The sequence below is a fragment of the Nocardioides oceani genome (assembly GCF_030412965.1).
In the GTDB taxonomy this organism is placed as follows: Bacteria; Actinomycetota; Actinomycetes; order Propionibacteriales; family Nocardioidaceae; genus Nocardioides; species Nocardioides oceani.
Genome location: NZ_JAUHJQ010000002.1, coordinates 779,973 through 803,887, shown reverse-complemented (window position 1 = coordinate 803,887; position 23,915 = coordinate 779,973). Strand labels below are relative to the sequence as shown.

At 72.6% G+C, this 23,915-nt stretch carries 22 protein-coding genes; 14 read left to right on the top strand and 8 right to left on the bottom strand.

Annotation, left to right across the window (positions count from 1 at the left end; all coding sequences use genetic code 11):
• Positions 1-130: 130 nt before the first annotated feature.
• The 11 genes from urtA to QWY28_RS09365 all read left to right on the top strand — a co-directional run bounded on the left by urtA (position 131) and on the right by QWY28_RS09365 (position 9,472).
• A complete protein-coding gene (gene urtA / locus QWY28_RS09415; RefSeq protein ID WP_300952243.1) occupies positions 131-1,381 on the top strand; it encodes an urea ABC transporter substrate-binding protein in 1,251 nt (416 codons plus the stop codon).
• A 90-nt stretch (positions 1,382-1,471) separates the two neighbouring features.
• Complete coding sequence (gene urtB, locus QWY28_RS09410) at positions 1,472-2,356, top strand: urea ABC transporter permease subunit UrtB (protein ID WP_300952242.1); 885 nt, start codon at positions 1,472-1,474, stop codon at positions 2,354-2,356.
• On the top strand, positions 2,353-3,447 hold the full coding sequence (gene urtC / locus QWY28_RS09405; RefSeq protein WP_300952241.1) for an urea ABC transporter permease subunit UrtC: 1,095 nt from the start codon (positions 2,353-2,355) through the stop codon (positions 3,445-3,447). Before urtB ends, urtC begins: the two co-directional genes overlap by 4 nt.
• A complete protein-coding gene (gene urtD, locus QWY28_RS09400; RefSeq protein WP_300952240.1) occupies positions 3,444-4,241 on the top strand; it encodes an urea ABC transporter ATP-binding protein UrtD in 798 nt (265 codons plus the stop codon). The genes urtC and urtD overlap by 4 nt, the downstream gene beginning before the upstream one ends.
• Positions 4,241-4,933, top strand: a complete 693-nt coding sequence (gene urtE, locus QWY28_RS09395; RefSeq protein WP_300952239.1) for an urea ABC transporter ATP-binding subunit UrtE — start codon at positions 4,241-4,243, stop codon at positions 4,931-4,933. Before urtD ends, urtE begins: the two co-directional genes overlap by 1 nt.
• Before the next feature lie 10 nt (positions 4,934-4,943).
• Entirely contained in the window at positions 4,944-5,246 is a 303-nt protein-coding gene (locus QWY28_RS09390) for an urease subunit gamma (RefSeq protein ID WP_300952238.1), read from the top strand.
• Between the two features lie 27 nt (positions 5,247-5,273).
• Positions 5,274-5,609, top strand: coding sequence for an urease subunit beta (gene ureB, locus QWY28_RS09385; protein ID WP_300952237.1), 336 nt, complete (start codon positions 5,274-5,276; stop codon positions 5,607-5,609).
• Positions 5,602-7,320 (top strand): urease subunit alpha, encoded by a 1,719-nt coding sequence (locus QWY28_RS09380; protein ID WP_300952236.1) that lies wholly within the window; start codon positions 5,602-5,604, stop codon positions 7,318-7,320. The genes ureB and QWY28_RS09380 overlap by 8 nt, the downstream gene beginning before the upstream one ends.
• A gap of 11 nt (positions 7,321-7,331) precedes the next feature.
• Positions 7,332-8,000 (top strand): urease accessory UreF family protein, encoded by a 669-nt coding sequence (locus QWY28_RS09375; protein WP_300952235.1) that lies wholly within the window; start codon positions 7,332-7,334, stop codon positions 7,998-8,000.
• Positions 7,993-8,712 (top strand): urease accessory protein UreG, encoded by a 720-nt coding sequence (ureG, locus tag QWY28_RS09370; protein WP_300952234.1) that lies wholly within the window; start codon positions 7,993-7,995, stop codon positions 8,710-8,712. The genes QWY28_RS09375 and ureG overlap by 8 nt, the downstream gene beginning before the upstream one ends.
• A complete protein-coding gene (locus QWY28_RS09365; RefSeq protein ID WP_300952233.1) occupies positions 8,681-9,472 on the top strand; it encodes an urease accessory protein UreD in 792 nt (263 codons plus the stop codon). Before ureG ends, QWY28_RS09365 begins: the two co-directional genes overlap by 32 nt.
• 14 nt (positions 9,473-9,486) lie before the next feature.
• Here the strand turns inward: QWY28_RS09365 and QWY28_RS09360 are convergent, their stop codons facing one another.
• Positions 9,487-10,605, bottom strand: a complete 1,119-nt coding sequence (locus tag QWY28_RS09360; RefSeq protein WP_300952232.1) for a substrate-binding domain-containing protein — start codon at positions 10,603-10,605, stop codon at positions 9,487-9,489.
• Positions 10,606-10,726: 121 nt separating this feature from the next.
• Here QWY28_RS09360 and QWY28_RS09355 point away from each other — a divergent pair, with 121 nt between their 5' ends.
• The 3 genes from QWY28_RS09355 to QWY28_RS09345 all read left to right on the top strand — a co-directional run bounded on the left by QWY28_RS09355 (position 10,727) and on the right by QWY28_RS09345 (position 13,537).
• On the top strand, positions 10,727-11,236 hold the full coding sequence (locus QWY28_RS09355; protein ID WP_300952231.1) for a MarR family winged helix-turn-helix transcriptional regulator: 510 nt from the start codon (positions 10,727-10,729) through the stop codon (positions 11,234-11,236).
• Between the two features lie 98 nt (positions 11,237-11,334).
• Entirely contained in the window at positions 11,335-13,002 is a 1,668-nt protein-coding gene (locus QWY28_RS09350; protein WP_300952230.1) for an AMP-binding protein, read from the top strand.
• Between the two features lie 28 nt (positions 13,003-13,030).
• Entirely contained in the window at positions 13,031-13,537 is a 507-nt protein-coding gene (locus tag QWY28_RS09345) for a hypothetical protein (RefSeq protein WP_300952229.1), read from the top strand.
• A gap of 349 nt (positions 13,538-13,886) precedes the next feature.
• On the opposite strand, the gene QWY28_RS09340 is transcribed toward QWY28_RS09345, so the two are convergent.
• The 7 genes from QWY28_RS09340 to QWY28_RS09310 all read right to left on the bottom strand — a co-directional run bounded on the left by QWY28_RS09340 (position 13,887) and on the right by QWY28_RS09310 (position 23,849).
• Positions 13,887-15,166 (bottom strand): IS3 family transposase gene (locus QWY28_RS09340; RefSeq protein ID WP_300952228.1). Its coding sequence is split into 2 segments (ribosomal slippage): positions 13,887-14,893 and positions 14,893-15,166, totalling 1,281 coding nucleotides; the frame shifts between segments, so codons are not numbered across the junction.
• Positions 15,167-15,185: 19 nt separating this feature from the next.
• Complete coding sequence (locus QWY28_RS09335) at positions 15,186-16,658, bottom strand: HEPN domain-containing protein (RefSeq protein WP_300952227.1); 1,473 nt, start codon at positions 16,656-16,658, stop codon at positions 15,186-15,188.
• A gap of 322 nt (positions 16,659-16,980) precedes the next feature.
• Entirely contained in the window at positions 16,981-18,297 is a 1,317-nt protein-coding gene (locus QWY28_RS09330; RefSeq protein WP_300952226.1) for a hypothetical protein, read from the bottom strand.
• A gap of 141 nt (positions 18,298-18,438) precedes the next feature.
• On the bottom strand, positions 18,439-19,290 hold the full coding sequence (locus QWY28_RS09325; protein WP_300952225.1) for a nuclease-related domain-containing protein: 852 nt from the start codon (positions 19,288-19,290) through the stop codon (positions 18,439-18,441).
• 44 nt (positions 19,291-19,334) lie between these two features.
• Positions 19,335-20,480, bottom strand: coding sequence for an alkaline phosphatase family protein (locus tag QWY28_RS09320; protein WP_300952224.1), 1,146 nt, complete (start codon positions 20,478-20,480; stop codon positions 19,335-19,337).
• Between the two features lie 11 nt (positions 20,481-20,491).
• Positions 20,492-21,076, bottom strand: coding sequence for a DUF5998 family protein (locus QWY28_RS09315; protein ID WP_300952223.1), 585 nt, complete (start codon positions 21,074-21,076; stop codon positions 20,492-20,494).
• A 76-nt stretch (positions 21,077-21,152) separates the two neighbouring features.
• Positions 21,153-23,849, bottom strand: coding sequence for a bifunctional acetate--CoA ligase family protein/GNAT family N-acetyltransferase (locus QWY28_RS09310; RefSeq protein ID WP_300952222.1), 2,697 nt, complete (start codon positions 23,847-23,849; stop codon positions 21,153-21,155).
• Positions 23,850-23,915: the final 66 nt, after the last annotated feature.

Genomic DNA, 23,915 nt, shown 5'->3' with positions numbered 1-23,915 from the left:
CCGCCCCGACATCCGTAACACCAAGTTAATTCCACTTGGTAGCAATCAGAAACGACGCGTTCCTAGCGTCCTCGGCAAGTGAGCACACCGGAGTGCTCGTCGTGCGGTCCTTCCCGAGGAGCTTCCACCTGTGTCCACTTCACGCACTCGCCTGGCGGCGAGCACCGCGGCGGCGCTCGCCGCCGCCCTGGTCCTGAGCAGCTGCGGCGGCAGCAAGTCCGACGACGGCAGCGCAGCGGCAGCCGACAGCTGTGTCGACACCTCGGGCGACACGATCAAGCTCGGCTTCCTCAACTCCACCTCCGGCGCGATGGCGATCAGCGAGCAGACGGTCCGGGACTCCCTGCTGCTCGCCGCCAAGGAGATCAACGCCGACGGCGGCATCCTCGGCAAGCAGATCGAGCCGGTCGAGGAGGACGGCGCGAGCGACCCGGCGGTCTTCGCCGAGAAGATCGGGAAGCTGCTCACCAGCGACTGCGTCGCGGCGGTCTTCGGCGGCTGGACCTCCGCGTCGCGCAAGGCGATGCTCCCGGTGGTCGAGGGCTCCAACGGCCTGCTGTTCTACCCCGTGCAGTACGAGGGCCTCGAGGCCTCGGAGAACATCTACTACACCGGCGCGACGACCAACCAGCAAATCATCCCCGCGATGGACTTCCTGGCCAGCAAGGGCGTCAAGACGCTGTTCCTCGCCGGGTCGGACTACGTCTTCCCGCGCACGGCCAACAAGATCATCAAGCAGTACGCCGCGGAGCTCGGCATCGAGATCGTCGGCGAGGAGTACGTCCCGCTCGACAGCGACGACTGGTCGACCCAGGTCGCGAAGATCGTCAAGGCCAAGCCGGACTTCGTCTTCAACACCATCAACGGCTCGTCCAACGTCGGCTTCATCAAGGCCTACTACGAGCAGGGTCTGGGCCCGGACACCTCGCCGATCATCTCGGTCTCCATCGCCGAGGAGGAGGCGCCGGCCATGGGCAAGGACGTCACCGGCCAGTTCGCCGCGTGGAACTACTTCCAGTCCGTCGAGACCCCGGCCAACGAGGCGTTCATCGAGGCCTTCCAGGCCGAGTACGGCGCGGATCGGCCGACCTCGGACCCGATGGAGGCGGCGTACACCTCGCTGTACCTGTACAAGAACATCGTCGAGAAGGCCGAGTCCTTCGACGTCGACGACGTCAACGCCGCCTCCGACGGCGTCTCCTTCGACGCCCCCGAGGGCACGGTCACCATCGACGGCGAGAACCACCACATCGCCAAGACCGGCCTGATCGGGCGGATCAACGCCGAGAACCAGTTCGACGTGGTGTGGAGCTCGGAGGGCCCGATCGAGCCCGACCCGTTCCTCGAGGGCTACGACTGGTGGGACCCCAGCGCCGAGTGACCGGCCGCTGACCCGCAGTCCCGTCGTACGCCGGGTGGTGGCCGCAGCCGCGGCCACCACCCGGCATCCCCCGCGCTCGGAAAGGTCGGCATGGAGTCCTTCACCACGCCCCTGCTCACCGGCACCTCGACCGGAGCCATCCTCCTCATCGCCGCCCTCGGGCTCGCCCTGACGTTCGGCCAGATGGGCGTCATCAACATGGCCCACGGCGAGTTCCTCATGGCCGGCGCCTACACGACGTACCTCACCCAGCAGGTCGTCAGCAGCGCCGACGTCTCGGTGCTGCTCGCGATCCCGGTCGCCTTCCTCGTCGCCGGCCTGCTCGGCCTGGCGCTGGAGGCCGGGATCATCCGCTGGATGTACCACCGCCCGCTCGACACGCTGCTCGTCACGGTCGGCGTCGGGATGGTCCTGCAGCAGCTGGCCAAGGACCTCTTCGGGGCGCAGGGCGACCCGGTCCGAGAACCCGGCTGGCTCCAGGGCAACCTGACCGTCCTGGGCTACCACTGGCCCTACACCCGCATGTTCACCATCGTGCTGGCCGTCGTGGCGCTCGGTGGCCTGGCGGCGCTGCTCAAGCGCACCCGCTTCGGCCGGCAGATCCGGGCGACGGTGCAGAACCGGGACCTCGCCGAGACCATGGGCATCTCGACGCGCCGGGTCGACCGGATCACCTTCTTCGTCGGCTCCGGCCTCGCGGGCGTCGGCGGCGTCGCGGTGGCGCTCGCCTCCGGCACCAACCCGACGCTCGGCACCAGCTACATCATCCCCGCGTTCCTCGTCGTGGTCGCCGGCGGCCTCGGCCAGCTCCGCGGCACCGTGCTCGCGGCCTGGCTGGTGGGCGTGGTGACGGCGTTCCTCACCGACTGGTTCAGCGGCAGCACCGCCCAGGTGATCACCTTCGCGCTGGTCGTGGTCTTCCTCCAGGTCCGCCCGCAGGGCCTGTTCACCGTGCGCACGCGGGGCCTGGCATGAGCGCGGCGCGGCGTACGCCGCTCGCGACCGCCCTGCGCGGCTGGGGCGGGCTGCTGGGCATCGCCCTCCTCGCCCTGGCGCTGCTCGTCGTGGCGCCCGCGGTGCTCAGCGACTTCCGCCTGGGCAACCTCGGCAAGTACTGCTGCTGGGCGATCGCCGCCGTCGGCATCGGCCTGGCCTGGGGCCGCGGCGGCATGCTCGTCATGGGCCAGGGCGTCTTCTTCGGCATCGGCGGCTACGCGATGGCGATGCACCTCAAGCTCGAGGCCGCCGGGCCCGGCAACGTGCCGGACTTCATGCAGCTCTACGGCGACGGCACGATGCCGGGCTGGTGGGAGCCGTTCCGCAGCGGGGCGTTCACCCTCGTGGCGATCGTGGTGCTGCCCGCGCTGGTGGCTCTGGTCCTGGGCTACGCGATCCTCAAGCGGCGGGTGCGCGGCGCGTACTTCGCGATCCTCAACCAGGCCCTGGCCGTCACGTTCGCGACGCTCCTCGTCGCCACGATCAAGCAGACCGGCGGGTTCAACGGGCTCAACAGCTTCCCGACGTTCTTCGGCTACAACCTCTACGACCCGGTCAACAAGCAGATGATCTACAGCATCGCCGCGGGCCTGCTGATCGCGTGCCTGCTGGTCGTGTGGCACCTGGGCCGCAGCCGCTTCGGCGAGCTGCTGGTCGCCACCCGCGACGCCGAGGAACGGGTGCGCTTCCTCGGACACGACCCGGCGAACATCAAGCTGGTCGCCTTCGTGGCGGCCGCGGTGATGGCCAGCATCGGCGGGGCCATGTTCGCGCCGATCGCCGGGATCATCTCGCCCTCCGACGTCAACGCCGCCGCCTCGATCCTGCTCATCGCCGGCGTGGCGCTCGGCGGCCGCGCCTCGCTGCTCGGGCCGGCGCTCGGGGCGATCGCGGTCGGCTACGGCCAGTCGGCGCTCTCGGAGTCCTTCCCCAACCACTGGAGCTACTTCCAAGGAGCCCTCTTCATCGTGGTCATCCTCCTCATCCCCGCGGGCCTCGCCTCGCTGCCGCCGCGGCTGTGGGCCGCGCTGCCCCGGCGCGGCCGGACGCGGAAGGCGGCGACCGCATGAGCCGCGGGAGGGACTACCTCGAGGTCCGCGGCCTGACGGTGGACTTCGACGGGTTCAAGGCCGTCGACGGGGTCGACCTGACCCTGCTCCAGGGCCGGCTGCACTTCCTCATCGGCCCCAACGGCGCCGGCAAGACCACGCTGGTCGACGCCCTCACCGGCCTGGTGCCCGGCACCGGCCTGGCGCGGTACGGCGCGCACGACCTGCTCGGCCTCAAGCCGCACCGGATCGTCCGCGCCGGCGTCGGCCGCACCTTCCAGACCGCGACGGTCTTCGAGGAGCTCAGCGTCCTGCAGAACCTCGACATCGCGGGCGGCGTCCACCGCCGCGCCTGGCAGCTGGCCCTGCCGCGCCGCGGCGTGCCGGCGTACGTCGACGACGCGCTCGACGCGATCGGGCTCGGCGACCTGCGGGACCGGCCGGCGGGGGTGCTCGCCCACGGCCAGAAGCAGTGGCTGGAGATCGGGATGCTGCTGGTCCAGGACGCGCGGGTCATGCTGCTCGACGAGCCGGTCGCCGGCATGAGCGCCGAGGAGCGCGAGGCCACCGGAGAGCTGCTCCAGCGGATCGGCCGCGAGCGGACCATCGTCGTCATCGAGCACGACATGGAGTTCGTGCGCCGCTTCGCCGACACCGTGACCGTCATGCACGCCGGACGGGTGCTGACCGAGGGCACGGTTGCCGAGGTGCAGGCCGACGAGCGGGTGCAGGAGGTCTACCTCGGGCGCACCACCGACGCCGTCGGCGTCGACCCCGAGGCCGTGGCGGCCGAGGCCGCCGGAGAGGGGGCGTGATGCTCGAGCTGCGAGGTGTCAGCGTCGGGTACGGCCGCACGGCCGTCGTCCACGACGTCGACCTGGAGGTCCCCACCGGCGGCGCCGTGGCGGTCATGGGCCACAACGGCGCGGGCAAGACGACGCTGCTGCGGGCCGCGGTCGGGCTGCTGCCGGTGCGGAGCGGCACGATCCTGCTCGACGGCGTCGACGTGACGCGGATGCGCCCGCACCAGCGGGTGCGGCGCGGGCTCGGGTACGTCCCGCAGGGCCAGCTGTGCTTCCCGCAGCTGACCACCCTGGAGAACCTCCGGCTCGTGGCCGACGGCCGCCCCGACGGCGCCCGTCTCGTCGACGAGGTGCTCGACACCTTCCCGGCGCTGCGCGGCCTGCTCCCTCGCAAGGCCGGGCTGCTCTCGGGCGGCCAGCGCCAGCAGCTGGCGATCGCCCGGACGCTGCTGACCCAGCCCCGGCTGCTCGTGCTCGACGAGCCGACGGAGGGGATCCAGCCGAACGTCGTGGCCGAGATCGAGGAGGTGATCGCGGCGCTCACCGCCCGCGACGACCTCTCGGTGCTGCTGGTCGAGCAGCACGTCGGCTTCGCGCTGCGGGCCACGGGGCGCTACTACGTCCTGGAGTCCGGTCGGGTCACCTCCAGCGGCAGCGGCGGGCCCGGCGCGGTCGCCGACGTCCGCGCGGCGATGGCCGTCTGAGGCGCCGGCGATGCACCTGACTCCCAGCGACACCGAGAAGCTGCTGCTCGCCGTGGCCGGCATGGTCGCCCGCGACCGGCTCGCCCGCGGCGTACGCCTGAACCACCCCGAGGCCGTCGCCCTGCTCTGCACCTGGGTCATCGAGCGGGCCCGCGACGGCGTCGGTGTGGCCGAGCTGATGACCACCGGGCGCGAGGTCCTCACCCGCGACCAGGTGATGCCCGACGTCGCCGAGATGCTCGTCGACGTCCAGGTCGAGGCGACCTTCCCCGACGGCCGCAAGCTCGTCACCCTCCACCGTCCCATCGCCTGACCCCACGTCCGCGATCCCAGGAGAACCATGGCCATCCAGAGCTCGGGCCCCGGCGCGGTGCGCGTCGCCGACGGCACCGTCGAGATCAACGCCGACCGCGGGCCCGACGAGCGGCGCACGCTGGTCGTCGTCAACACCGGCGACCGGCCGGTGCAGGTCGGCTCCCACCTGCACCTCGCCGACGTCAACGCCGCGCTCTCCTTCGACCGGGCGCTGGCCGAGGGCTTCCGGCTCGACATCCCGTCGGGGACGTCGCGGCGCTTCGAGCCCGGCGCGTCCCGCGAGGTCCACCTGGTCGCCCTGCGCGGCCGCCGGGTCGTGCCGGGGATCCAGGTGCGCGACGGGGACCGCGCCGATGGCTGAGCTGACCCGGGCGGAGTACGCCGCGCTGTACGGGCCGACGGTCGGCGACCAGGTCCGCCTCGGCGACACCGACCTGTGGATCGAGGTCGAGCAGGACCTCACCTTCGGCGGCGAGGAGGCGGTCTTCGGCGGCGGGAAGTCGATCCGCGAGTCGATGGCGCAGGGCACCGCGACCCGGGCGGAGGGCGCCCTCGACACCGTCATCACCAACGCGGTCGTGCTCGACCACTGGGGCGTCGTGCGCGCCGACGTCGGCATCCGCGACGGCCGGATCGTCGCGCTCGGCCGGGCCGGCAACCCCGACGTCGCCGACGGCGTCCACCCGGCGCTGCTCATCGGCCCGTCGACCGACGTGATTTCCGGCGAGGGCCGGATCCTGACCGCCGGCGGGATCGACGTGCACGTGCACTTCCTGTCCCGCTCCCAGCTGCTCGAGGCGCTCGCCACCGGCATCACCACCGTCGGCGGCGGCGGGACCGGTCCCTCGGAGGGGTCGAAGGCCACGACGGTCACCCCCGGGGCGTGGCACCTGCAGACGGTCCACCGGGCCCTCGACACGCTGCCGCTCAACGTGCTGCTGCTCGGCAAGGGCAACACCGTCAGCGCCGCGGCGCTCGCCGAGCAGGCGCTCGCGGGGGCGGCCGGCTACAAGGTCCACGAGGACTGGGGGTCGACGCCCGCAGCCATCGACGCCGCGCTCCGGGCCGCCGACGAGCACGGCCTCCAGGTCGCGCTGCACTCCGACAGCCTCAACGAGGCCGGCTACCTCGAGTCGACGGTCGCCGCGATCGCCGGCCGCTCGATCCACGCCTTCCACGCCGAGGGCGCGGGCGGCGGGCACGCGCCCGACATCCTCGAGGTCGCCGCGCTCCCCCACGTCATCCCCGGCTCGACCAACCCGACACTGCCGCACACGGTCAACACCGTCGCCGAGCACCTCGACATGCTCATGGTCTGCCACCACCTCAACCCGCAGGTCCCCGAGGACCTCGCCTTCGCCGAGTCCCGCATCCGGGCGACCACGATCGCCGCGGAGGACCTGCTCCACGACCTCGGCGCCCTGTCGATCACGTCCTCCGACGCGCAGGCCATGGGCCGGATCGGGGAGGTCGTGTGCCGGACCTGGCAGGTCGCCCACGTGATGAAGCACCGCCTCGGCGAGCACAGCAACCTGCCGGCCGGCCCCGCGGACAACGGGCGCGCCCGGCGGTACGTCGCGAAGTACACGATCAACCCCGCGGTCGCCCACGGCATCGCCCACGAGGTGGGGTCGGTCGAGCCCGGCAAGCTCGCCGACCTCGTGCTGTGGGACCCGCGCTTCTTCGGCATCCGCCCCCAGGTCGTCCTCAAGGCCGGCGCCCTGGTCTGGGGCGCACTCGGGGACCCGAACGCGTCGATCCCGACGCCGCAGCCGGTGCTCATGCGCCCGACGCTCATCGACCCGGCCGAGGGCAGCGGCGCCGACCACGCGGTCACCTTCGTCGCCCCCGCCGCGCTCGAGGACGGCCTCGCCGACCGGCTCGGCCTGCGCCGCCGGCTCGCCGCGGTCACCCCGACCCGCGACGTCGGCAAGGCGGACATGGTCAACAACGACGCGACGCCACGCATCGACGTCGACCCCGAGACCTTCGCGATCGCCATCGACGGCGAGGTCGTCGAGCCCGCCCCGGCCACCACGCTGCCGCTCGCGCAGCTCTACTCGCTGTTCTGAGCACGGACGAGATGACTCCCTCCCCCGACCTGCTGCTCATGCTGCTGGCCGACGCGCGCCTGCCGGTGGCCGGCCACACGCAGTCGGCCGGGCTGGAGCCGGCCGTCCGCGACGGGCTCGCCGCGGCCCACGTGCCGGCGTACCTCCGCGCCCGCCTGCGGACCGTCACCGCCGTCGAGGCCGGGGTCGCCGTCGTCGCACGCGCCCACCTGCTGGACGGCCGCCCGCTGGCGCCGGTCGAGGCGGCGTGGGCGGCGCGCACGCCGAGCGCTGCGATGCGGCGTACGTCGCGGGGCCAGGCCAAGGCGCTGCTGCGGCTCGCCGGACGGCTCTGGCCGGACGCGCCCGCGGTGCGGGCGGTGCTCGACACGGACGCCCCCTCCCGGCCGGTGGCGCTCGGCGCCGTCGCCGCCGCGTGCGGCCTGGGGGCGGCCGAGCTCGCGCGGCTCGTGGGGTACGACGACGTGCAGACCGTGGCCGCCGCCGCGCTCAAGCTGCTGCCGCTCGACCCCGCGACCTCGACCGGCTGGGTCCACGACGTCCTGCCCGACGTCGAGGCGCTCGCCCGGACCGTTCGCGACCTCGACTCACCGGCCGCCGTCCCGGCGTCCGGCCTGCCCCAGATCGAGGCGTGGGCCGAGACCCACGCCGTCAGCGCCCGGAGGTTGTTCAGTGCCTGACCACACCACCCCCACCCCCCGCGCCCTGCGGCTGGGCGTCTGCGGACCCGTCGGGACCGGCAAGAGCTCCCTCATCGCGCTGCTGTGCCGCGAGCTGGCCGCGACCCTCGAGCTCGGGGTCGTCACCAACGACATCTACACCGACGAGGACGCCCGGTTCCTCCGCTCGGCCGGCGTGCTCGACGCCGACCGGATCCGGGCCGTCGAGACCGGCGCCTGCCCGCACACCGCGATCCGCGACGACATCACCGCCAACCTGATGGCGGTCGAGGAGCTCGAGGCGGACTACGCGCCGCTCGACGTGGTGCTGATCGAGTCCGGCGGGGACAACCTCACCGCGACGTTCTCCCCGGCGCTGGTCGACGTGCAGGTCTTCGTCCTCGACATCGCCGGCGGCGGCGACGTCGCACGCAAGGGCGGGCCGGGCATCGAGCGCGCGGACCTGCTGGTGGTCAACAAGACCGACCTGGCGCCGTACGTCGGGGTCGACCGCGACCGGATGGTCGCCGACGCGAGCGCCGCCCGCTCCGGGCGACCCGTCGTCGCGCTGTCCCGCACCGACCGCGGCTCCGTCGTCGAGCTGACCACCTGGATGCTGGCCCAGCTCGAGCGGCACCGCGCCGGGGCGCTGGTGCCGGCCGACCCGGGCCCGATGGCGCCCCACGCCCACGCTCACCCCCATGACCACCTGCATGACCACGTCCACGCCTGACCGGGCCGCCGCCTCCCGCGACGGCGCCAGCCGCACGCGGGTCCTGGTCGAGCGCCCCCCGGGCGGGGGCCGGCTGCGGGTACGGACGGCCGCGACGGGCGGGACCTCCCGGCCCCTGCTGCGGGCCGTGCTGCTCTCGGCGGACGAGCGGACCGCGCGGGTGGCGCTGGTGCCCGAGGGCGCGCTGCTCCTCGCCGGCGACGAGGTCGCGGTCGAGGTGGAGGTCGGGGCCGGCGCGACGCTCGAGCTGCTCGAGCCGGCCGGGACGGTGGCCTACGACATGCGGGGCGCCTCGGCGCGCTGGGACGTCGACCTCCGCATCGGGGCCGGGGGCAGCGTCGTCTGGCACGGCGAGCCGTTCGTGGCCGCGGCCGGCTCGCGGGTGCACCGCGCCACCCGGGTCGTCCTCGGCGACGGCGCCCGCCTCGCGCTGCGCGAGCAGCTGGTGCTGGGGAGGTACGCCGAGTGGCCCGGCACCATCGAGCAGGAGCTGGTCGCGACGACCGCGGCGGGCGACCCGCTCCTGGTGGAGCACCTGGCGCTCGGGCCCGACACCGTCGGCATGGCCCTGGGCGGTCGGCGGGTGCTGGCCTCGGTGCTCTGCCTCGGCGCCGACGACGGCGGACCGGCCGCGCCGGAGCGGCTCGAGCTCGAGGGCGGCGGCACGCTCGTGCGGGCGACCGCCGACGAGGCCCACCTCGCGACGACCGCGGACGCCTGGGCGCGGGCGGCCCGGGCGGTCCGGGCGGTCCGGACGTGACCGTCGCCGCGGCCTCAGGTGGTGCGGGCGATCTGCTCCTGCACCTCGAACTCGAGCCCGTTGGCTGCGGCGACGTACACGTCCTGGTCGAGCAGGTTGCCGTCGAGCCGCATCAGCCCGCGGGGGCTGTCGTAGAAGTGGCCGGTGCTCATCGTCGCCGCGGCGGCCAGGTCGACCCGGCCGCTCACCTGGCCCATCCGGGCGAGGAACCGGATCGCCTCGTAGCAGGACTCCCCGACCGCGTTGAGCGCCGGCGCCCACGGACCGAAGCGCTGGTGGTAGGCGCGGTCGAGCTCGGTGCTCTCCGCGGTGCCGAGCCGGTCGAAGTACGCCGCCGCGGCGTACAACCCCTCGTGGGCGCCCGCCCCGCCGCCGAGCAGGGTGTTCTCCTCCACGGTCGGGCTGAGCCGGTGGATGGTCTCGCCGAGGCCGCGCCGGGCGAACTGCCGGTTGAAGTGCACCGCGTCCTGGCCCATCAGCAGCATCATCACGCCGTCGACGCCACCCCCGACCCCGCCCCCGGCCCCGCCGGTCTCGAGTGCGTCGAGCACGCCGCGGAAGTCCGTCGTCCCGAGCGGCACGTAGGTCTCGCTGACGATCTCCGACGGCGTGCCCTGCAGGGCCGCCCGCGCGGTCGCGGCGGTGACCCGCGGGAAGACGTAGTCGTTGCCGACGACCGCCCAGCGCCCGACGCCGAGCTGCTCGCGCATCCAGCGCGCGGCCGGGAGCAGCTGGTTGACCGGCCGCTCCCCCAGCATGAAGACGCCCGGGGTGTCGTCACGGCCCTCGTGCATCGCGGCGTACGCGTAGACCACCCGGCCGCCGATGCGCCGCGTCACCGCGACGCGGACCGCGGAGATGTGCCAGCCGGCGACCGCCTCGACCCGGCCGCTGTCGACCAGTGCCCCGACCTCCTCGGCGACCACCTCCGGCGACCGGCCGGCGTCGACCACGACGAGCTCGACCGCGCGGCCCGCGATGCCGTCGGCGGCGTTGAGCTGCTCGACCGCGAGCTGTCCGCACGCCAGGCACGAGGGACCGTAGATGCCGGTCGGGCCCTGCAACGGCACGACGAACGCGATCGGCAGCGTGTCGCCGGAGGGGCGAGGAGGGGGTGCGGCGCCGTGGTTCACGGGAGCCTCCGGTGGGCGCAGGTCGCGGGATCAGCTCGGCCTCGCGAGTGGGCTCCGGTGACCACCCGGTACTCGCCTACCCTAGGGGTGCGCGACCGCGGTGCCACCCCGATCGCCACCGATGAGACGGACTCCACTGCGACGGGGAGGCGGGCATGACCGAGGTGGACTGCCAGGCGCCTGCCCCCGACCGCGCCGAGCCCCCGGCCCCGACAGCGGCCGGGAGAGCCTGTCCCTGCTGCTCGCCCGCGCCGAGCACGCCGTACGTCGCCGGCTGGCTCCGTCCCTCGCGCAGGCCGGTCTCGCCTTCGAGCACTGGCGGATCCTCTCGGTGCTGCTGGAGCGGCCGGGGCTGCCGATGGCGGCGCTCGCGGAGGCCGCCGTCGTCCCCGCGGCCACCCTGACCCGCCACGTCGACCGGCTGGTCGAGCATGCGCTCGTCGTCCGCCGGATCGACCCCGCCGACAAGCGCCGCGCGGTCACCGCCCTCTCCCCGACCGGCCGCGACCTGGCCGAGGTGCTGCGCGCCGAGGAGCGCGCTGTCGAGTCGGGGCTCGCCGACGCGCTGGGCCACGAGCGGTACGCCGCGCTCACCCGCGACCTCGGCACGCTGCCCGGCACCGTCGGCTGAGGGCACGCCCGGTCCCCGCTCGCCGGTCCCTGCTCGCCAGTCCCGCTCTGCGGGACGGCCCTCGCGCGGACCGCCCGCGAGCGGCTGGGATGGCGCGTGTGACCGCTGCCACAATGCCTGTCCTCGCCCATGCCACCATGGCCGAGCTGTTCCTCGCCCGGGCCGACGACGACGGGACCGCGCTGCTCTTCGAGGGACGCCGGTGGTCGTGGCGCGAGCTGCTCGCCGAGGCCGCGGTCCGCTCGGCGGTGCTGCAGGAGCTGCGTCCGGCCGAGGGTCCCTGGCACGTCGGCGTGCTGCTGGAGAACACCCCGGAGTACCTCTTCCTCGTCGCCGGCGCCGCCCTCGCCGGCGCCACCGTCGTCGGCGTGAACCCGACCCGGCGCGGGGCCGAGCTGGCCGCCGACGTACGCCGCACCGACTGCGCCGTCCTCCTCACCGCCGCGCCGCACGGCGCCCTGCTCGACGGGATCGACCACGGCGCCGGCACCGTCCTCGACGTCGAGGGCGAGGAGTACGCCGCCGCGCTGGCGCGCCACGCAGGCGCCCCGGTCGCCGCGACGCCCGAGGGGCTCGACCCGCGCAGCGTGCTGCTGCTCCTCTTCACCTCCGGCTCGACCGGCGCGCCGAAGGCGGTCATCTGCTCCACCGGCCGCTGGGCGACGGTCTGCCAGCTCACGCCGATCCCCGTCGGCCGCGACGACGTGGCCTACAACGCCATGCCGCTCTTCCACGGCAACGCGCTCATGGCCGCGTGGGGCCCGTGCATCAACCACGGCGCGGCCTTCGCGCTGCGCCGGAAGTTCTCCGCCTCGGGCTTCCTGCCCGACGTGCTTGACACCGGCGCCACGTTCTTCAACTACGTGGGCCGCTCGCTGGCCTACGTCCTCGCCCAGCCCGAGCACCCCGCCGAGGGGCGGACGAAGCTGCGGTTCGGCTTCGGCACCGAGGCGTCCGGGCGCGACCGCGCGGAGTTCCTGCGCCGCTACGGCGTGGCCGTCTCGGAGTCCTACGGCTCCTCGGAGGGCACGTGCTACATCGTCCGCACCCCCGAGACCCCGGAGTCCGCGCTCGGCGTCCCGCAGGTCGGCTTCACCATCGACGTCGTCGGCGACGACGGCCAGGTCTGCCCGCCCGCCCGCTTCTCCCCCGACGGCGAGCTGCTCAACGCCGCGGAGGCGACCGGCGAGATCGTCTCCCGCGGCGCGGCGGCCCGGTTCGAGGGCTACTACAACAACCCGGAGGCCAGCGCCGAGAAGCTGCGCGACGGCGACTTCTGGACCGGTGACCTCGGCTACCGCGACGAGGACGGCTACTTCTACTTCGCCGGCCGCACCGCCGACTGGCTGCGGGTGGACTCGGAGAACTTCGCGGCCGCCCCGGTCGAGCGGATCCTCTCTCGCTTCCCCGGTGTCGCGGTCGCCGCGGTCTACCCCGTCCCCGACCCCCGCACCGGCGACCTGGTGATGGCGACGCTGCAGGTCGAGGACCCCGCCGCCGTCGACCCCCGGGACCTCTCGGGCTTCCTGGACTCCCAGGCCGACCTCGGCACGAAGTGGGCGCCCCGCCTGGTCCGCCTCACCGACGACCTCCCGGTCACCGCCACCCGCAAGGTCGACAAGCCGACCCTGCGCCGCCAGCTGTGGCGCGGCGGCGACCCGGTCCTGGAGCGGGTCGACGGCTCGTACCGCCCGCTGACCGCCGCGCGCGCCGCTGCCCTCGAGGCGGAGTACGCCGAGCACGACCGGCTCACCCTCCTCGGCTGAGCCCCCTCCGGCTGGCACACTCCCCCGCATGACGGTCGACGCGGCACCGCGGGAGCAGACGTACGCCGTGCCGGCCTCGGCGTGGGCGCTAGCGTGGGCCTCGGTGGCGATGCAGCTGGTGACCCTGGTCGACCGCGGCGTCGCCGACGAGGAGGCCGCGCTCGTCTCGGTCCCGCTCTCGGCGCTGGTCGTCGCCTTCGTCTCGGCCGGCGTCGTCCGCGCCCGGATGGTCCGCACCTGCCTGGCCGGCATCATCCTGCTGCTGGTCGCCGTCACCAGCGTCATCGAGCTCGTCGCCGGCCCGTCCCTGCTCGAGCTCGTCGGCACCGCCACCGCCGCCGTCGCCCTCGCCGCGTTCGTCTCGTACGTCCGCAGCGACTGCTTCGCCGCGCTCCGCGCCGACCGGGACGCCGCCCCCTCCGGCCTCGGCGGCCTGGTCGCCATCGCCGTCCTCGTCGGCGCGCTCGGTGGCCTCACCGCTCCCGTCGATCGTCCGGACCAGGGCCCCGGTCTCCACCTGCGCCTCGACCTGTAGGCCGTCGCGGAGCAGGCGTCGCGCTCGGCTCACGCGCGTTCGACAGTGCGGGCATTCATGTCGTGCGCATCCGCGGTGGGATGGGCTAGTCCTTGGTCGTCGTCGCACGGATCAACGATGGCGATGGGGCCCACGTCAGCGAAGACCATCTCTGCTACTTCGAAGGAGACTTCGCTAGCCAGTCAGATTTGCAGAAGCAGTTTTTCTGAGCGAGTGCTCGCCTTGATCTCCTTCAGTTCCGGTACGGCGTGGATGCGCCGATACGCGCCGATCGCCATGACTAGCGCCTCGCGGCTCAGCTCGAACAGCTCTGGGATCGAGTTGAAGCGCCCCAGGTTCTCCGCCGCTTCTATACGGGGTGCGGCTCTCGGTTGAGAGTCGCGTAGTGGGCTCGCTCGAACTCCACTGGGGTCATCATCCCAAGGGTGCCGTGCAGGCGCCGGTTGTTGTACCAGTCGACCCAGCCGGCGGTGGCGAACTCGACGTCACCGATGGTCCGCAGCGGGCCGGCGTGGAAGACCGTGGTGCGCACGCACTCGGTCTTGTAGAGGCCGATCACGCACTCCATCAGGGCGTTGTCGTAGGCGTCGGCAACAGTGCCGATCGAGGGGCGGATGCCGGCATCGACGAGATGATCTGTGAACGCGATGGAGGTGTACTGCGACCCGGCGTCCGCGTGGCCGATCAGCTCGCCGGGCACGACCGGGCGACCCTCGCGATCGCGCTGCCACAGCGCCATCCTCAGCGGCACGTCCACGAGCTCTACGGCCTTCGTCGACGCGACGTTCCACGCCACGATCCGTTGCGCGAAGACGTCGAGGATGAACGCGACATAGACAAACCCCGCCCAGGTGCGGACATAGGTGAAGTCCATGACCCAAGTGCGGTTCGGCGCCGGAGCGGTGAAGTCACGATCGAGCAGATCACCGGCACGACGGCCGTCCTTGCCCGGAATCGTGGTCCGTACCCCCTTTGAGCGTCGGATCCCTCGCAGGTCAAGCGATCGCATCGCCCGGTCGACCGCTCCGGGTGATGCTCCAGGGCTCGTACGCCGCACCAGCGCGGCCATCTTTCGCCGCCCGTAGAGACCCTCGGGCGTCAACCGCCGCACGCCCTCGTGATCGGTGCGCCACGCCAGATCCCGGACCTGGTCGATGACGACGGCGTCGCTGATCGTGCGGGAGGCGACCGGGCGGTTGGCGCGCGTCCAGTCGCGGTAGGTCCGTGCGGCGACCTGACAGCCCTGCTCACGCAGGACGCGGCAGATCGACTCGACCGCATGGCCCTCGGCCCGCAGCTCGTCGATGAACGCGACGATCAGCGGTTGCGGGGGTCGAGCTCCCCGGCGAAGAAAATCGATGCCCTGCGCAGGATCTCGTTGTCCTCCTCGAGCCGACGGACCTTCGCCTTCAACTCTCGGATCTCAGCCAGCTCATCGCTCGTTGCGCCCTGGCGCTGACCGCCATCGACCTGAGCCTGGATCACCCAGCGCCGCACGGTCTCCTTGCCCAGGCCCTCGCGACGAGCGACGACTTCGGCGGCCGCGGTCAACGACGAGTACTCCGGCAAGTGCTCCAGCACCTGCCGCACGCACCGCTCCTTGACCTGCGGATCGATCTTCTTCGGCATGCTGCTCATCCTCCTGGACTCAAACAGGAGCGGCATCAAACCTGGGGCGCTTCAAGTTCGCCGCGCCATGAACAATGTCGCTCCGAGCCGCATACAACTTCTTGGCTCGACCGAAGGTCGCCGTCCGGCGCGCCTTGTCGTCTGGCTCTAGTAGCCATGCGAGCCCGGCACATACCTTGAAGGTCGTCTCCGTTCGGGAGCCGAGCATGTTTTCCCATGCCATCACCGCATCAATGAGCGCGTCTCCGGGATCGCGTCGCTCCGAGGACACACGGACTATGCGCGTTAGGGCGATGTCGAGGCGCTTTGTGACGTCGCCTATCTCATCCATGGTGGTAGCGATCTCGTCGAGGTCTGTCTTGGTGAGCTGGGCGTCCGGGCGGCCGCCCTGTTGTGTGGTGACGTACGGAGTCTGAGCGCCGATCATCGGGAAGAGAGACCAGTGCCAGGTAGCGGTCACATCGACGGTTTGGTCGCGCTCGGCGGCCCAGGCGGCAATGCAGAACTGCAGGCGCATGACATCCCTGCGGAGTGCGGCGGTGTGTGCACTAGCGAGTTCTTGAAGTCGCTCAAACGCCGCGTTGATTTCTTGGTCAGGTGCGTCGTTCCGGATACGACCAACCAATCGCTGGGTCGACTTGATCCAAAGCACACTCTTGGGAGTGCGATGCTCTGCAGATGGCCACGATGCGATCGCGAGTCCCGAGGCCGGCACAAGACCCCAAGTGCCTCGATCGATCGGCGCATCGACTTCTACGCCCACCAAGCCCGACAAAATCAGCACGGGAACCTCTTCGCCGCGCGCTGCTCGCCTGAGCTCGTCGAGTGTCCGACGCACGTACTCGACGAGCGCATCCTCCTCCAGTCTGCCCTCGAATCGCATCCTGGCTAGCGTCTGTGCCACTACTACCCCCACCACGATGCGCAAGTCGGTCGTCCCGCCGTCAGCAGGAAGCCAGGTCAGAATTCCAAGGGCGACTTGCTGTCCGCGCGCATCAACCTCTCCGTCTTGTTGGGGGAAGAGGGTGGTCAGGTCTGGGTCGCGCAAGAAGGCCTCCGCAGCCGGACCGTGAAGCGCGGGGTCTTGGAATGACGCTGATAGCGAGAACCGGTCCTGTGCGGCACCATCGAGATGCTCGATAGCCAGGCCGTTGAACGCAAGGCGCACGAACGCGTCCACAAGGTCATCATCTGTCCGCGCTGGCAGCCGGCCGCCGACGTGACGGCGGATCGCCTCCACCGATGTTAGACCAGTTCCAGACGCTACCTGCGTCAGCAGACGTGACTTCAGGGAGAGTCGCTGCTCCGGTTGCATCGAGCTGTCGTCGACCAAGAGTTGGCCGAACTGCTCGGTCGCTTCCCATCGCCGTAGATCGTCGTCTGCTGGCTGTTCGCCCGGCTGAAGGTCGAGCACGAAGGCCAACGCCGGCTCACCAAGAAAGTTGGCCGCCCGAGTCCATCGGTCCCCGGGCGTCTCCACCTCGAACGTCATGAGGCAAGCATGTCGCAGTCGCTACCAAAGCCTCGTCGCGCACGTGCGTTGCAAGCGGGCGAGGGGTTGCGAGTCTTGAGCCCTCTACGACGACCTTGCGACGCGCGCCAACGGATATTGGCGTGCTTGGCGACGGAACGAGGGAGTCCCCCAGCCGAGGCGATGCGCGGGGACGAGTCGCAGCTCTCCGCGAGACACATGCGGTCGAGGGAAGACGACTGCGCTCCCGCCCCCATGTCCGCGGCACGCCCGCGCGACGCGGTGTCCGGTTCGTGAGGCGCCCCCGAGCCAGCGCCGGGTCCGGTAGGTGACGCCGCAGGACTCAGTCCCGATAGACGACCTCGCCCCTGCCCACCGCGTGATCGCTGATGTTGAGCGCCGCGAGGTAGCCACCGGCACTGGCGACGGCGTAGCGGGTCAGGGTGCCGTCGGGCGAGTAGTCGGCGTAGTCGTCGAGCACCCGCCTCTCGCTGGACGCCGGGCCGGTGCCGTCCCAGGTCCTGAAGCCGAGCCACTTCCCGGCCTCGGACCGGGTCTGCGAGACGAGCACGACCTGGCCTCGGCCGGCGTGCAGCATCCCCTCCAGGTCCGTGCGGTACCCCGGGACGTTCGCCCACCGCAGCTCGCCACCGGGTCTCCGAGGGAGGAGGCCGACGTACGTGCCGTCAGCGGCCTGCCAGCCCAGGTAGACCCGCCCGCCCGGTGCCACGACGAGGTCGGCTGAGGAGCCTCGCCGTCGAGGCGCGAGCAGCGCGCGCGTGGCGGAGGCGCCGTCGACGGATCCGGCGTACCGGCGCTCGGTCAGGACCGACCGGTCGGCGACCTGCTTCCACCACACGACGACGGTGGTGCCTCCGGGGAGCATGGCGACGTCGCCCTTCGCCGCTCTGTCGGCCACGAGCGCTGAGGACCGCACCGAACCGCGGCCGTCGACCTTCGAGACGGTGAGTCTCGAGTGGACGGTCTCCTCCCCGCCGCTCTGGTCAGGAGCCGGCGACCCAGTCGTGGTGAGCACGGCGTACCCGCCTGCGGAGCTCGGGCTGATGGCCCGCACATGGGTGCCGGGAAGGGTCCGCGCCGGCCCCAGGCCGCCACCGGCGGCGATGACCCGCAGCTGGGCGCCCGTGGTCGTCGAGTGCCAGCCGACCGCGACGGTCCCGTCGGCGCCGGCCACGAGGGACACGTCCGTCGGGCGTTCGGTGGTGAGCAACCGGCCGCCGCCGACGCGTCCGGTCGGACTCACTCGGCGCAGCTCGAGCCCGCGCGCGCTCGGCCAGACGACAGTGCCCACGCCGCGGCGGCTGACGACCGCCTCGAGGACCGCGTCCTCGTACCTGTCGGGCGACTGCTCGAGCGTCACGATCGGACGCAGCGTCCCGTCGCGGTCGCGCCACCGGGCGCACCTGAACCATCGGGGACGCTCGCTCGTGCCTCGGTCACAGCTGAACACCAGCAACGAGCGGCCGCGCTCACCGACCGCCACATCCCCCGGGAAGCCGACCGGCACGTCGCGCGGCGCCACCTGCTGCGGTTTCGTCCAGGTCGGCTTCGCCTCCGCCGGCGCGGCCACCGCGAGTGCCGACGACATCGTCAGCGCCGTCACCAGACCGAGGAGCCGTCCGTTCGTCCTTGCGTCCATCCGCCGACCCTAGGTGAGGGTCGCGCCCACGATGGTCCTGAGCCGCTGAGCACGCCGATCCATCGGAGGCACGGGCCCTGGCGAGCCCGTTCGCTCCTGCTGGGACGCCGAAGATCCCGGACAACCCCTGCGGTGGCGCCGTCAGGCCGAAGGCAGAGCGCAGGCGAGACGCGCGTGCAGGTCGACGACATGCGCGGCGTGCGGGCCGCTGGAGGTGAGCCGCGGGTAGAGCTTCTTCGGCCAGAGGACGTCGACCCCGCGAGTTGTGAACGCGCCGCCGATGAGAGGCCAGTCGGACTCGACGAAGCACAGGACGCCGAGCACGGGGACGTCCTCGGCGACGATCGACCGGACGAGCTCCACCTGCTTGAGCACACCGTCGACCAGCTTGGTCTGGTCGCGGGTGCCGACCACGAGCTTCTCGACCCGTGGGCGGAGGACGCCGCCCTCCACGCGGAGGGTCGGCCGCTTGCCGACGTACCGCTTGGCGTCGATGACGTAGACGCCGGTCGGGGTGACGGCGAGGTGGTCGATGTTCGCGCGGGTGCCGGGGATCCGCCGGTCGTGGAGCATGCGGAGGGTGTCGGTCGCCAGCTCGTCGAGCCGGGTGCCGAGCCGCTCCTCGCCGAGGGCGCCGGTGCTCCACGCGGTCGTCGACTGCGGGTCGTCGCTGAGGGCGAGGATCAACCCGCCGAGCTTGGGGTGCTTCGCGCGGATGCGCGCCTCACGCTTCGCCTGGCGCCGCTCGTACTCCCGCCGGGCGGAGGCGCCGGCCACACCGGAGTCGACCGGGTCGGGTTCCAGAGCTGCAGGAGGTCCTGCGCCCGCAGACGCGACGTCAACCGGCACGGGCGGCGAGCAGGTCAGGCACCGGACGGTCCTGGTCGAGCGTTCGTACACGGCCTCGGTGCGGGCGGCGAGCGCGGCGTCGCACACCCGGCAGGTCCCGGCGTAGCGCAGCCGCATCCGCTTCTCGGCGAGCTCCTGGGGCACGGGACGACGGTAGAGGCGGACCCGCGTCCCCGCGGGCGAACGAGTCAGTCGACCAGCACCGGGATGAGCATCTCCTCGGGCGTGAGCGACCCGTGCAGCCCGACGAGCGTCTTCTCGTAGGCGAAGTCGGTGGTGGAGAAGACGCCGTGGTCGCCGGTGGAGGCGACGACGACGTCGCCGAGGCGGGGCAGGACGGAGGCGTCGACGGGGCCGAACCAGCCGCGGCGGATCGACTGCTCGCGGGTCAGCACGGTCGCTCGCTCCCCCAGCACCGACGACCAGGCGGCGGCGACGTCGTCGACGGCGCCGCGCTGGCAGTAGAGGTGGCGGAAGCGGGCCTCGCCGCCGAGGAGGGCCACGCCGTCGCGGAGCTCGGGGTGGTCGTCGACGTCGAGGCGGTGCTCGGGCGGGCAGTCGACCATGCCGTGGTCGGCGACGACGACGAGCCGCACGTCGGTGGGCAGCGCCTCACGGAGCTGCTCGGCCTCGGAGTCGATGCTGGAGAGCTGCTGGAGCCACTGGCTGGAGGACACGCCGTACTTGTGGCCCGTCCAGTCCAGGTCGCTGTCGTAGAGGTAGGTCAGCGAGGGCCGCTCGATCGAGGCGGCCACGGCGGCGGCGACCCGTTCGCCGACCTTGTCGGCGCCGACGTACTCCGCTCCCCGCGAGCCCACCAGCGTCAGCCCGCTCCCGGCGAACTCGCGCTTGTTCACCACCGTCGTCGTGACACCGGCCGAGCGCAGCCGCGCGAAGGCGGTCGGGTGCGGCTGCCACTCCAGCGGGTCGACGTCCTTGGACCACATCAGCGCGTTGAGCAGCCGGTCGGTGCCGGGCACGCGCGAGGTGAAGCCGACCAGCCCGTGCACGCCGGGCACCAGCCCGGTGCCGAGCGAGGTCAGGCTCGTGGCGGTCGTCGACGGGACACCAGCGGTGGCGGGCTCCTGACCCAGCAGCGAGGAGAGGTACGGCGCGGCGTGGGCGTGCCGCTCGAGGAGCTGGTGGCCGAGGCCGTCGACGAGGAAGACGACGTACGACGACGCGGGCGGCAGGACCAGCCCGGTGGGTGCGGCGCGGTCCAGGCTGGTGGCCGGCTCGATCCCGAGCGCGACGGCGACCGCCGGCACCACGTCGGACAGCGACCGCTGCCCGTAGGCCGGCTCGTGGAAGTCCGGCCCGCCGACCCCCGCCACGACAGCCCGGCTCAGCCGTGCGTCGCGGCGGAGAGCGACTCCGCGAAGGACAGCAGCCCGTGGACGGCGTCGGCGCCGTCGGCCGCCGCCGAGACCCGCAGCGAGAAGTCGTCGGAGGACAGCACGCCGGTGTACCCGTGGTCGGCCTCGCACTCGGGGTCCGAGCAGCCGGCCGGCTCCAGGTCGATCCGGGCGACGCCGCCCCAGCCGATGGTCATGACGACCTCGGCCGGCCGCGAGGGGCCCGAGGTCGGGTTGGCGATGTTGCGGGTGACGACGACCGACTTCACCGCGGACAGGCTGACCGCCTCGGTGGAGGTCGAGGTGTACGGCTCCGGGAGCAGGTCGTCACCGGGGTGCTCGTCGGTGTGCGCGAGCACGAGCCGGCTCGGGGTCAACACGACGACGCTGAGGTGGCGACGTACCTCGTCGCGCTCGAAGGTCGGCTCGTGGTGGACGAAGAAGGAGACGACCTGCTCGCCGGCCACGGCCGCGGCGACGCCGTCCGCGACGACCTCGGGGTAGTAGCCCGTGCGGTCGATGGCGTGCCGGAGCTCGGTGGCCCGGTCCCGGTCGTCGGTGGTGCGGGTGCGCATGGGTCGCAGTGTGTCACGCGGCACCCCCGGGGACCCCAACGGCCGGGACGGCCCGAGGCGACCGGGTCGTGGCGGCTCAGCTCGGGATGGTGTCCCCCGGCAGGGCCGGCATCCGGCGCACGAACCAGTCCGAGCGCGGGTCGGTGACCGGCTCGACCCGGGCCGCCGCGGTCAGCACGCTCGCCCCGTGGGCGCCGGCCAGCACGAGCGCGAGCTCGAGGGACCGGACCTGGGGCAGGTCGTTCTGCATCTGGGAGATCCGCAGGATCAGCCGCTCCACCTCGGCCACGTCGACGACCTCGCTGCCGCGGTAGCCGAACAGCATCGGCGCCGACTTGATCTCGCGCACCATCGCGGCGGCGTCGCGCTCGCTCAGCGGCGGGATCCGGTAGGACCGGTCGGTCAGCAGGTCGGTGATCGGGCCGGAGATGCCGAAGGAGACGACGGGACCGAAGAGCGGGTCCTCGATCGAGCGGATCGAGACCGGCACACCCGGCTGGGCGACCTTCTGCACGACGAAGCCGGCGCCGGCCGGGTCGCCGATGACCGAGGACAGCGAGTCCCAGGCGTCGTCCATCTCCTCGGGCGAGTCGATGTTGCGCCACACGTGGGCCAGGTCCGGCCGCTCGCGCAGGTGGTCGGCGGTCGCCTTGAGCACCACGTCCCAGCCGAGCTCCTCGGCCGCGGCGCGTGCCTCGTCGAGGCTGGCCACCCGCCGCACCGGCCACAGCTCCACGCCGTACGCCGCCAGCAGCTCCGCCAGCGTCGGCTGGTCGAGCTCGGTGCCGTCGGGGTGCTGGGTCAGCACCCGCTCGACGACCGCCTTGGCGGCCCGGCGGTCGACGGCGTCGCCGACCCGCGGCGGGGCGTCCGGGGTCCGCAGCCACACGGCGTACTCCACGACGCGCGCGAGCGCCCGCACGGCGTACTCCACCGCGGGGTAGGACGGGACCGAGCCGCGACCCGCGGTCGAGCCGGCCACGTCGGGCACGCGCAGCAGCTCGGGCACGCCCTCGGCGCCGAGGAAGGAGGAGACCAGCGGCTTGTCGGACTGCTCGCCGACGGCGGCCAGGACGTTCGCGACGTCCTCGCCGGAGACGTTGAGCGGCGGGATGTAGACCGCGACGACCGAGTCGATCTCGGGGTCGTCGATGGCGGCGTCGAGCGCGTCCTCGAAGTCCTCGGCGGTCGCGTCGGCGCCCAGCGCGACGGACTTGTTCACGACCAGCCCGACCGCGGCGGCGGCGTCGGCGGCCAGCAGGCCGAGCGCGTCGGAGTTGCCGACGATCGCGACCCGGCGCCCGCGCGGCAGCGGCTGGTGGGCCAGCAGCTGGGCGACGTCGAACATCTCCTCGAGGGTGTCGACCTGGATCACGCCCGCCTGGCGGAACATCGCGTCGACGGCCTGCGGCGGCGCGGAGATCCGGCGCACCGCGTGGCCCATCGGCACGCCCTGGGTGGTGCGGCCCGAGCGCACCGCGATGATCGGCTTGCGCAGCGAGACCCGCCGGGCGATGCGGGAGAACTTGCGCGGGTTGCCGATGGACTCCAGGTAGAGCAGGACGACCTCGGTGGAGTCGTCCTCCTCCCAGTACTGCAGGAGGTCGTTGCCGGAGACGTCGGCGCGGTTGCCGGCGCTGACGAACGTCGAGAGGCCGAGGCCGCGGTTCTGCACCTTCTCCAGGATCGCCGAGCCCAGCGCGCCGGACTGGCAGAAGAAGCCGGCGCGGCCGCGCGGCGGCATCACCGACGACAGCGACGCGTTGATCGAGACCGCCGGGTCGGTGTTGATGATGCCCAGGCAGTTGGGGCCGATCAGGCGCAGGCCGTAGGAGCGGGACAGCCCGACGAGCCGGCGCTGCCGCTGGCGGCCCTCCTCGCCGGTCTCGGCGAACCCGGACGAGATGACGACCAGGCCGTGCACGCCCTTGGCGGCGCAGTCGAGCACGACGTCCTGCACCGACTCCGCCGGCACCGCGACGATCGCCACGTCGACCTCGTCGGGGATGTCGCCGACCGACTTGTACGCCGGCATGCCGGACACCGCGGCGGCCGTCGGGTTCACGACGTACACCCGTCCGGTGAAGTCGCCGGTGACCAGGTGGCGCACGAGCGCCTGGCCGATCGTGTCCTGGCGCCGGGACGCGCCGATGACCGCGACCGACCGCGGGTTGAAGAACCGCTCGATCGAGGCGGCCTCGGCCTTGTGCTCGCGGCCCTGCATCAGCCCGATCGCGGTGTCGGTCGCGGTGATCGGGAACTCCAGGACCAGCACGCCGTCCTCGTACTCGCTGGCCACGTGGTAGCCGGCGTCGCGGAAGGTCTGGATCATCCGGGTGTTGTCGGGCAGCACCTCGGCGACGAACCGCTCGACGCCGCGCTCCCGGCCGGCCTGGGCCAGGTGCTCGAGCAGGAGCTGCGCGATGCCGCGGCCCTGGTGCTTGTCCTCGACGAGGAACGCGACCTCGGCCTCGCCGGGCCGGATCACGTCGTAGCGCCCGACCGCGATCATCTGGCCGCTGAGCGTCAGCACGAACGCCACCCGGTCGTGGTGGTCGACCTCGGTGAAGCGCTTCACGTCGCGGTCGGAGAGCCGCGGCATCGGGGAGAAGAACCGGTAGTACTTCGAGGTGTCGGAGACCCGGGAGTAGAACTCGACCATCAGCTCGGCGTCCGCGGGGCCGATCGGCCGGATGTGCGCGGTGCGGCCGTCGCGCAGGAGGACGTCGGCCTCCCAGTGCCGCGGGGCGGTGGGGACGTCCGGCTCGGTCACGGGGAGGAATCTATCCGGTCGCCGGTGTGCCCCCGGCCGTCCCGGCCCGGTGGGCGGGGAGAATGG

Excerpts from the sequence above, each read along its gene's own strand:
- urtB (WP_300952242.1), top strand. The coding sequence starts at position 1,472 with ATGGAGTCCTTCACCACGCCCCTGCTCACCGGCACCTCGACCGGAGCC.
- QWY28_RS09380 (WP_300952236.1), top strand. The coding sequence starts at position 5,602 with ATGGCTGAGCTGACCCGGGCGGAGTACGCCGCGCTGTACGGGCCGACG.
- QWY28_RS09330 (WP_300952226.1), bottom strand. The coding sequence starts at position 18,297 with ATGGACGCAAGGACGAACGGACGGCTCCTCGGTCTGGTGACGGCGCTG.
- QWY28_RS09390 (WP_300952238.1), top strand. The coding sequence starts at position 4,944 with ATGCACCTGACTCCCAGCGACACCGAGAAGCTGCTGCTCGCCGTGGCC.
- QWY28_RS09375 (WP_300952235.1), top strand. The coding sequence starts at position 7,332 with ATGACTCCCTCCCCCGACCTGCTGCTCATGCTGCTGGCCGACGCGCGC.
- QWY28_RS09315 (WP_300952223.1), bottom strand. The coding sequence starts at position 21,076 with ATGCGCACCCGCACCACCGACGACCGGGACCGGGCCACCGAGCTCCGG.
- QWY28_RS09345 (WP_300952229.1), top strand. The coding sequence starts at position 13,031 with ATGACGGTCGACGCGGCACCGCGGGAGCAGACGTACGCCGTGCCGGCC.
- urtD (WP_300952240.1), top strand. The coding sequence starts at position 3,444 with ATGAGCCGCGGGAGGGACTACCTCGAGGTCCGCGGCCTGACGGTGGAC.
- QWY28_RS09365 (WP_300952233.1), top strand. The coding sequence starts at position 8,681 with ATGACCACCTGCATGACCACGTCCACGCCTGACCGGGCCGCCGCCTCC.
- urtC (WP_300952241.1), top strand. The coding sequence starts at position 2,353 with ATGAGCGCGGCGCGGCGTACGCCGCTCGCGACCGCCCTGCGCGGCTGG.
- ureB (WP_300952237.1), top strand. The coding sequence starts at position 5,274 with ATGGCCATCCAGAGCTCGGGCCCCGGCGCGGTGCGCGTCGCCGACGGC.
- QWY28_RS09355 (WP_300952231.1), top strand. The coding sequence starts at position 10,727 with ATGAGACGGACTCCACTGCGACGGGGAGGCGGGCATGACCGAGGTGGA.
- QWY28_RS09335 (WP_300952227.1), bottom strand. The coding sequence starts at position 16,658 with ATGACGTTCGAGGTGGAGACGCCCGGGGACCGATGGACTCGGGCGGCC.
- urtE (WP_300952239.1), top strand. The coding sequence starts at position 4,241 with ATGCTCGAGCTGCGAGGTGTCAGCGTCGGGTACGGCCGCACGGCCGTC.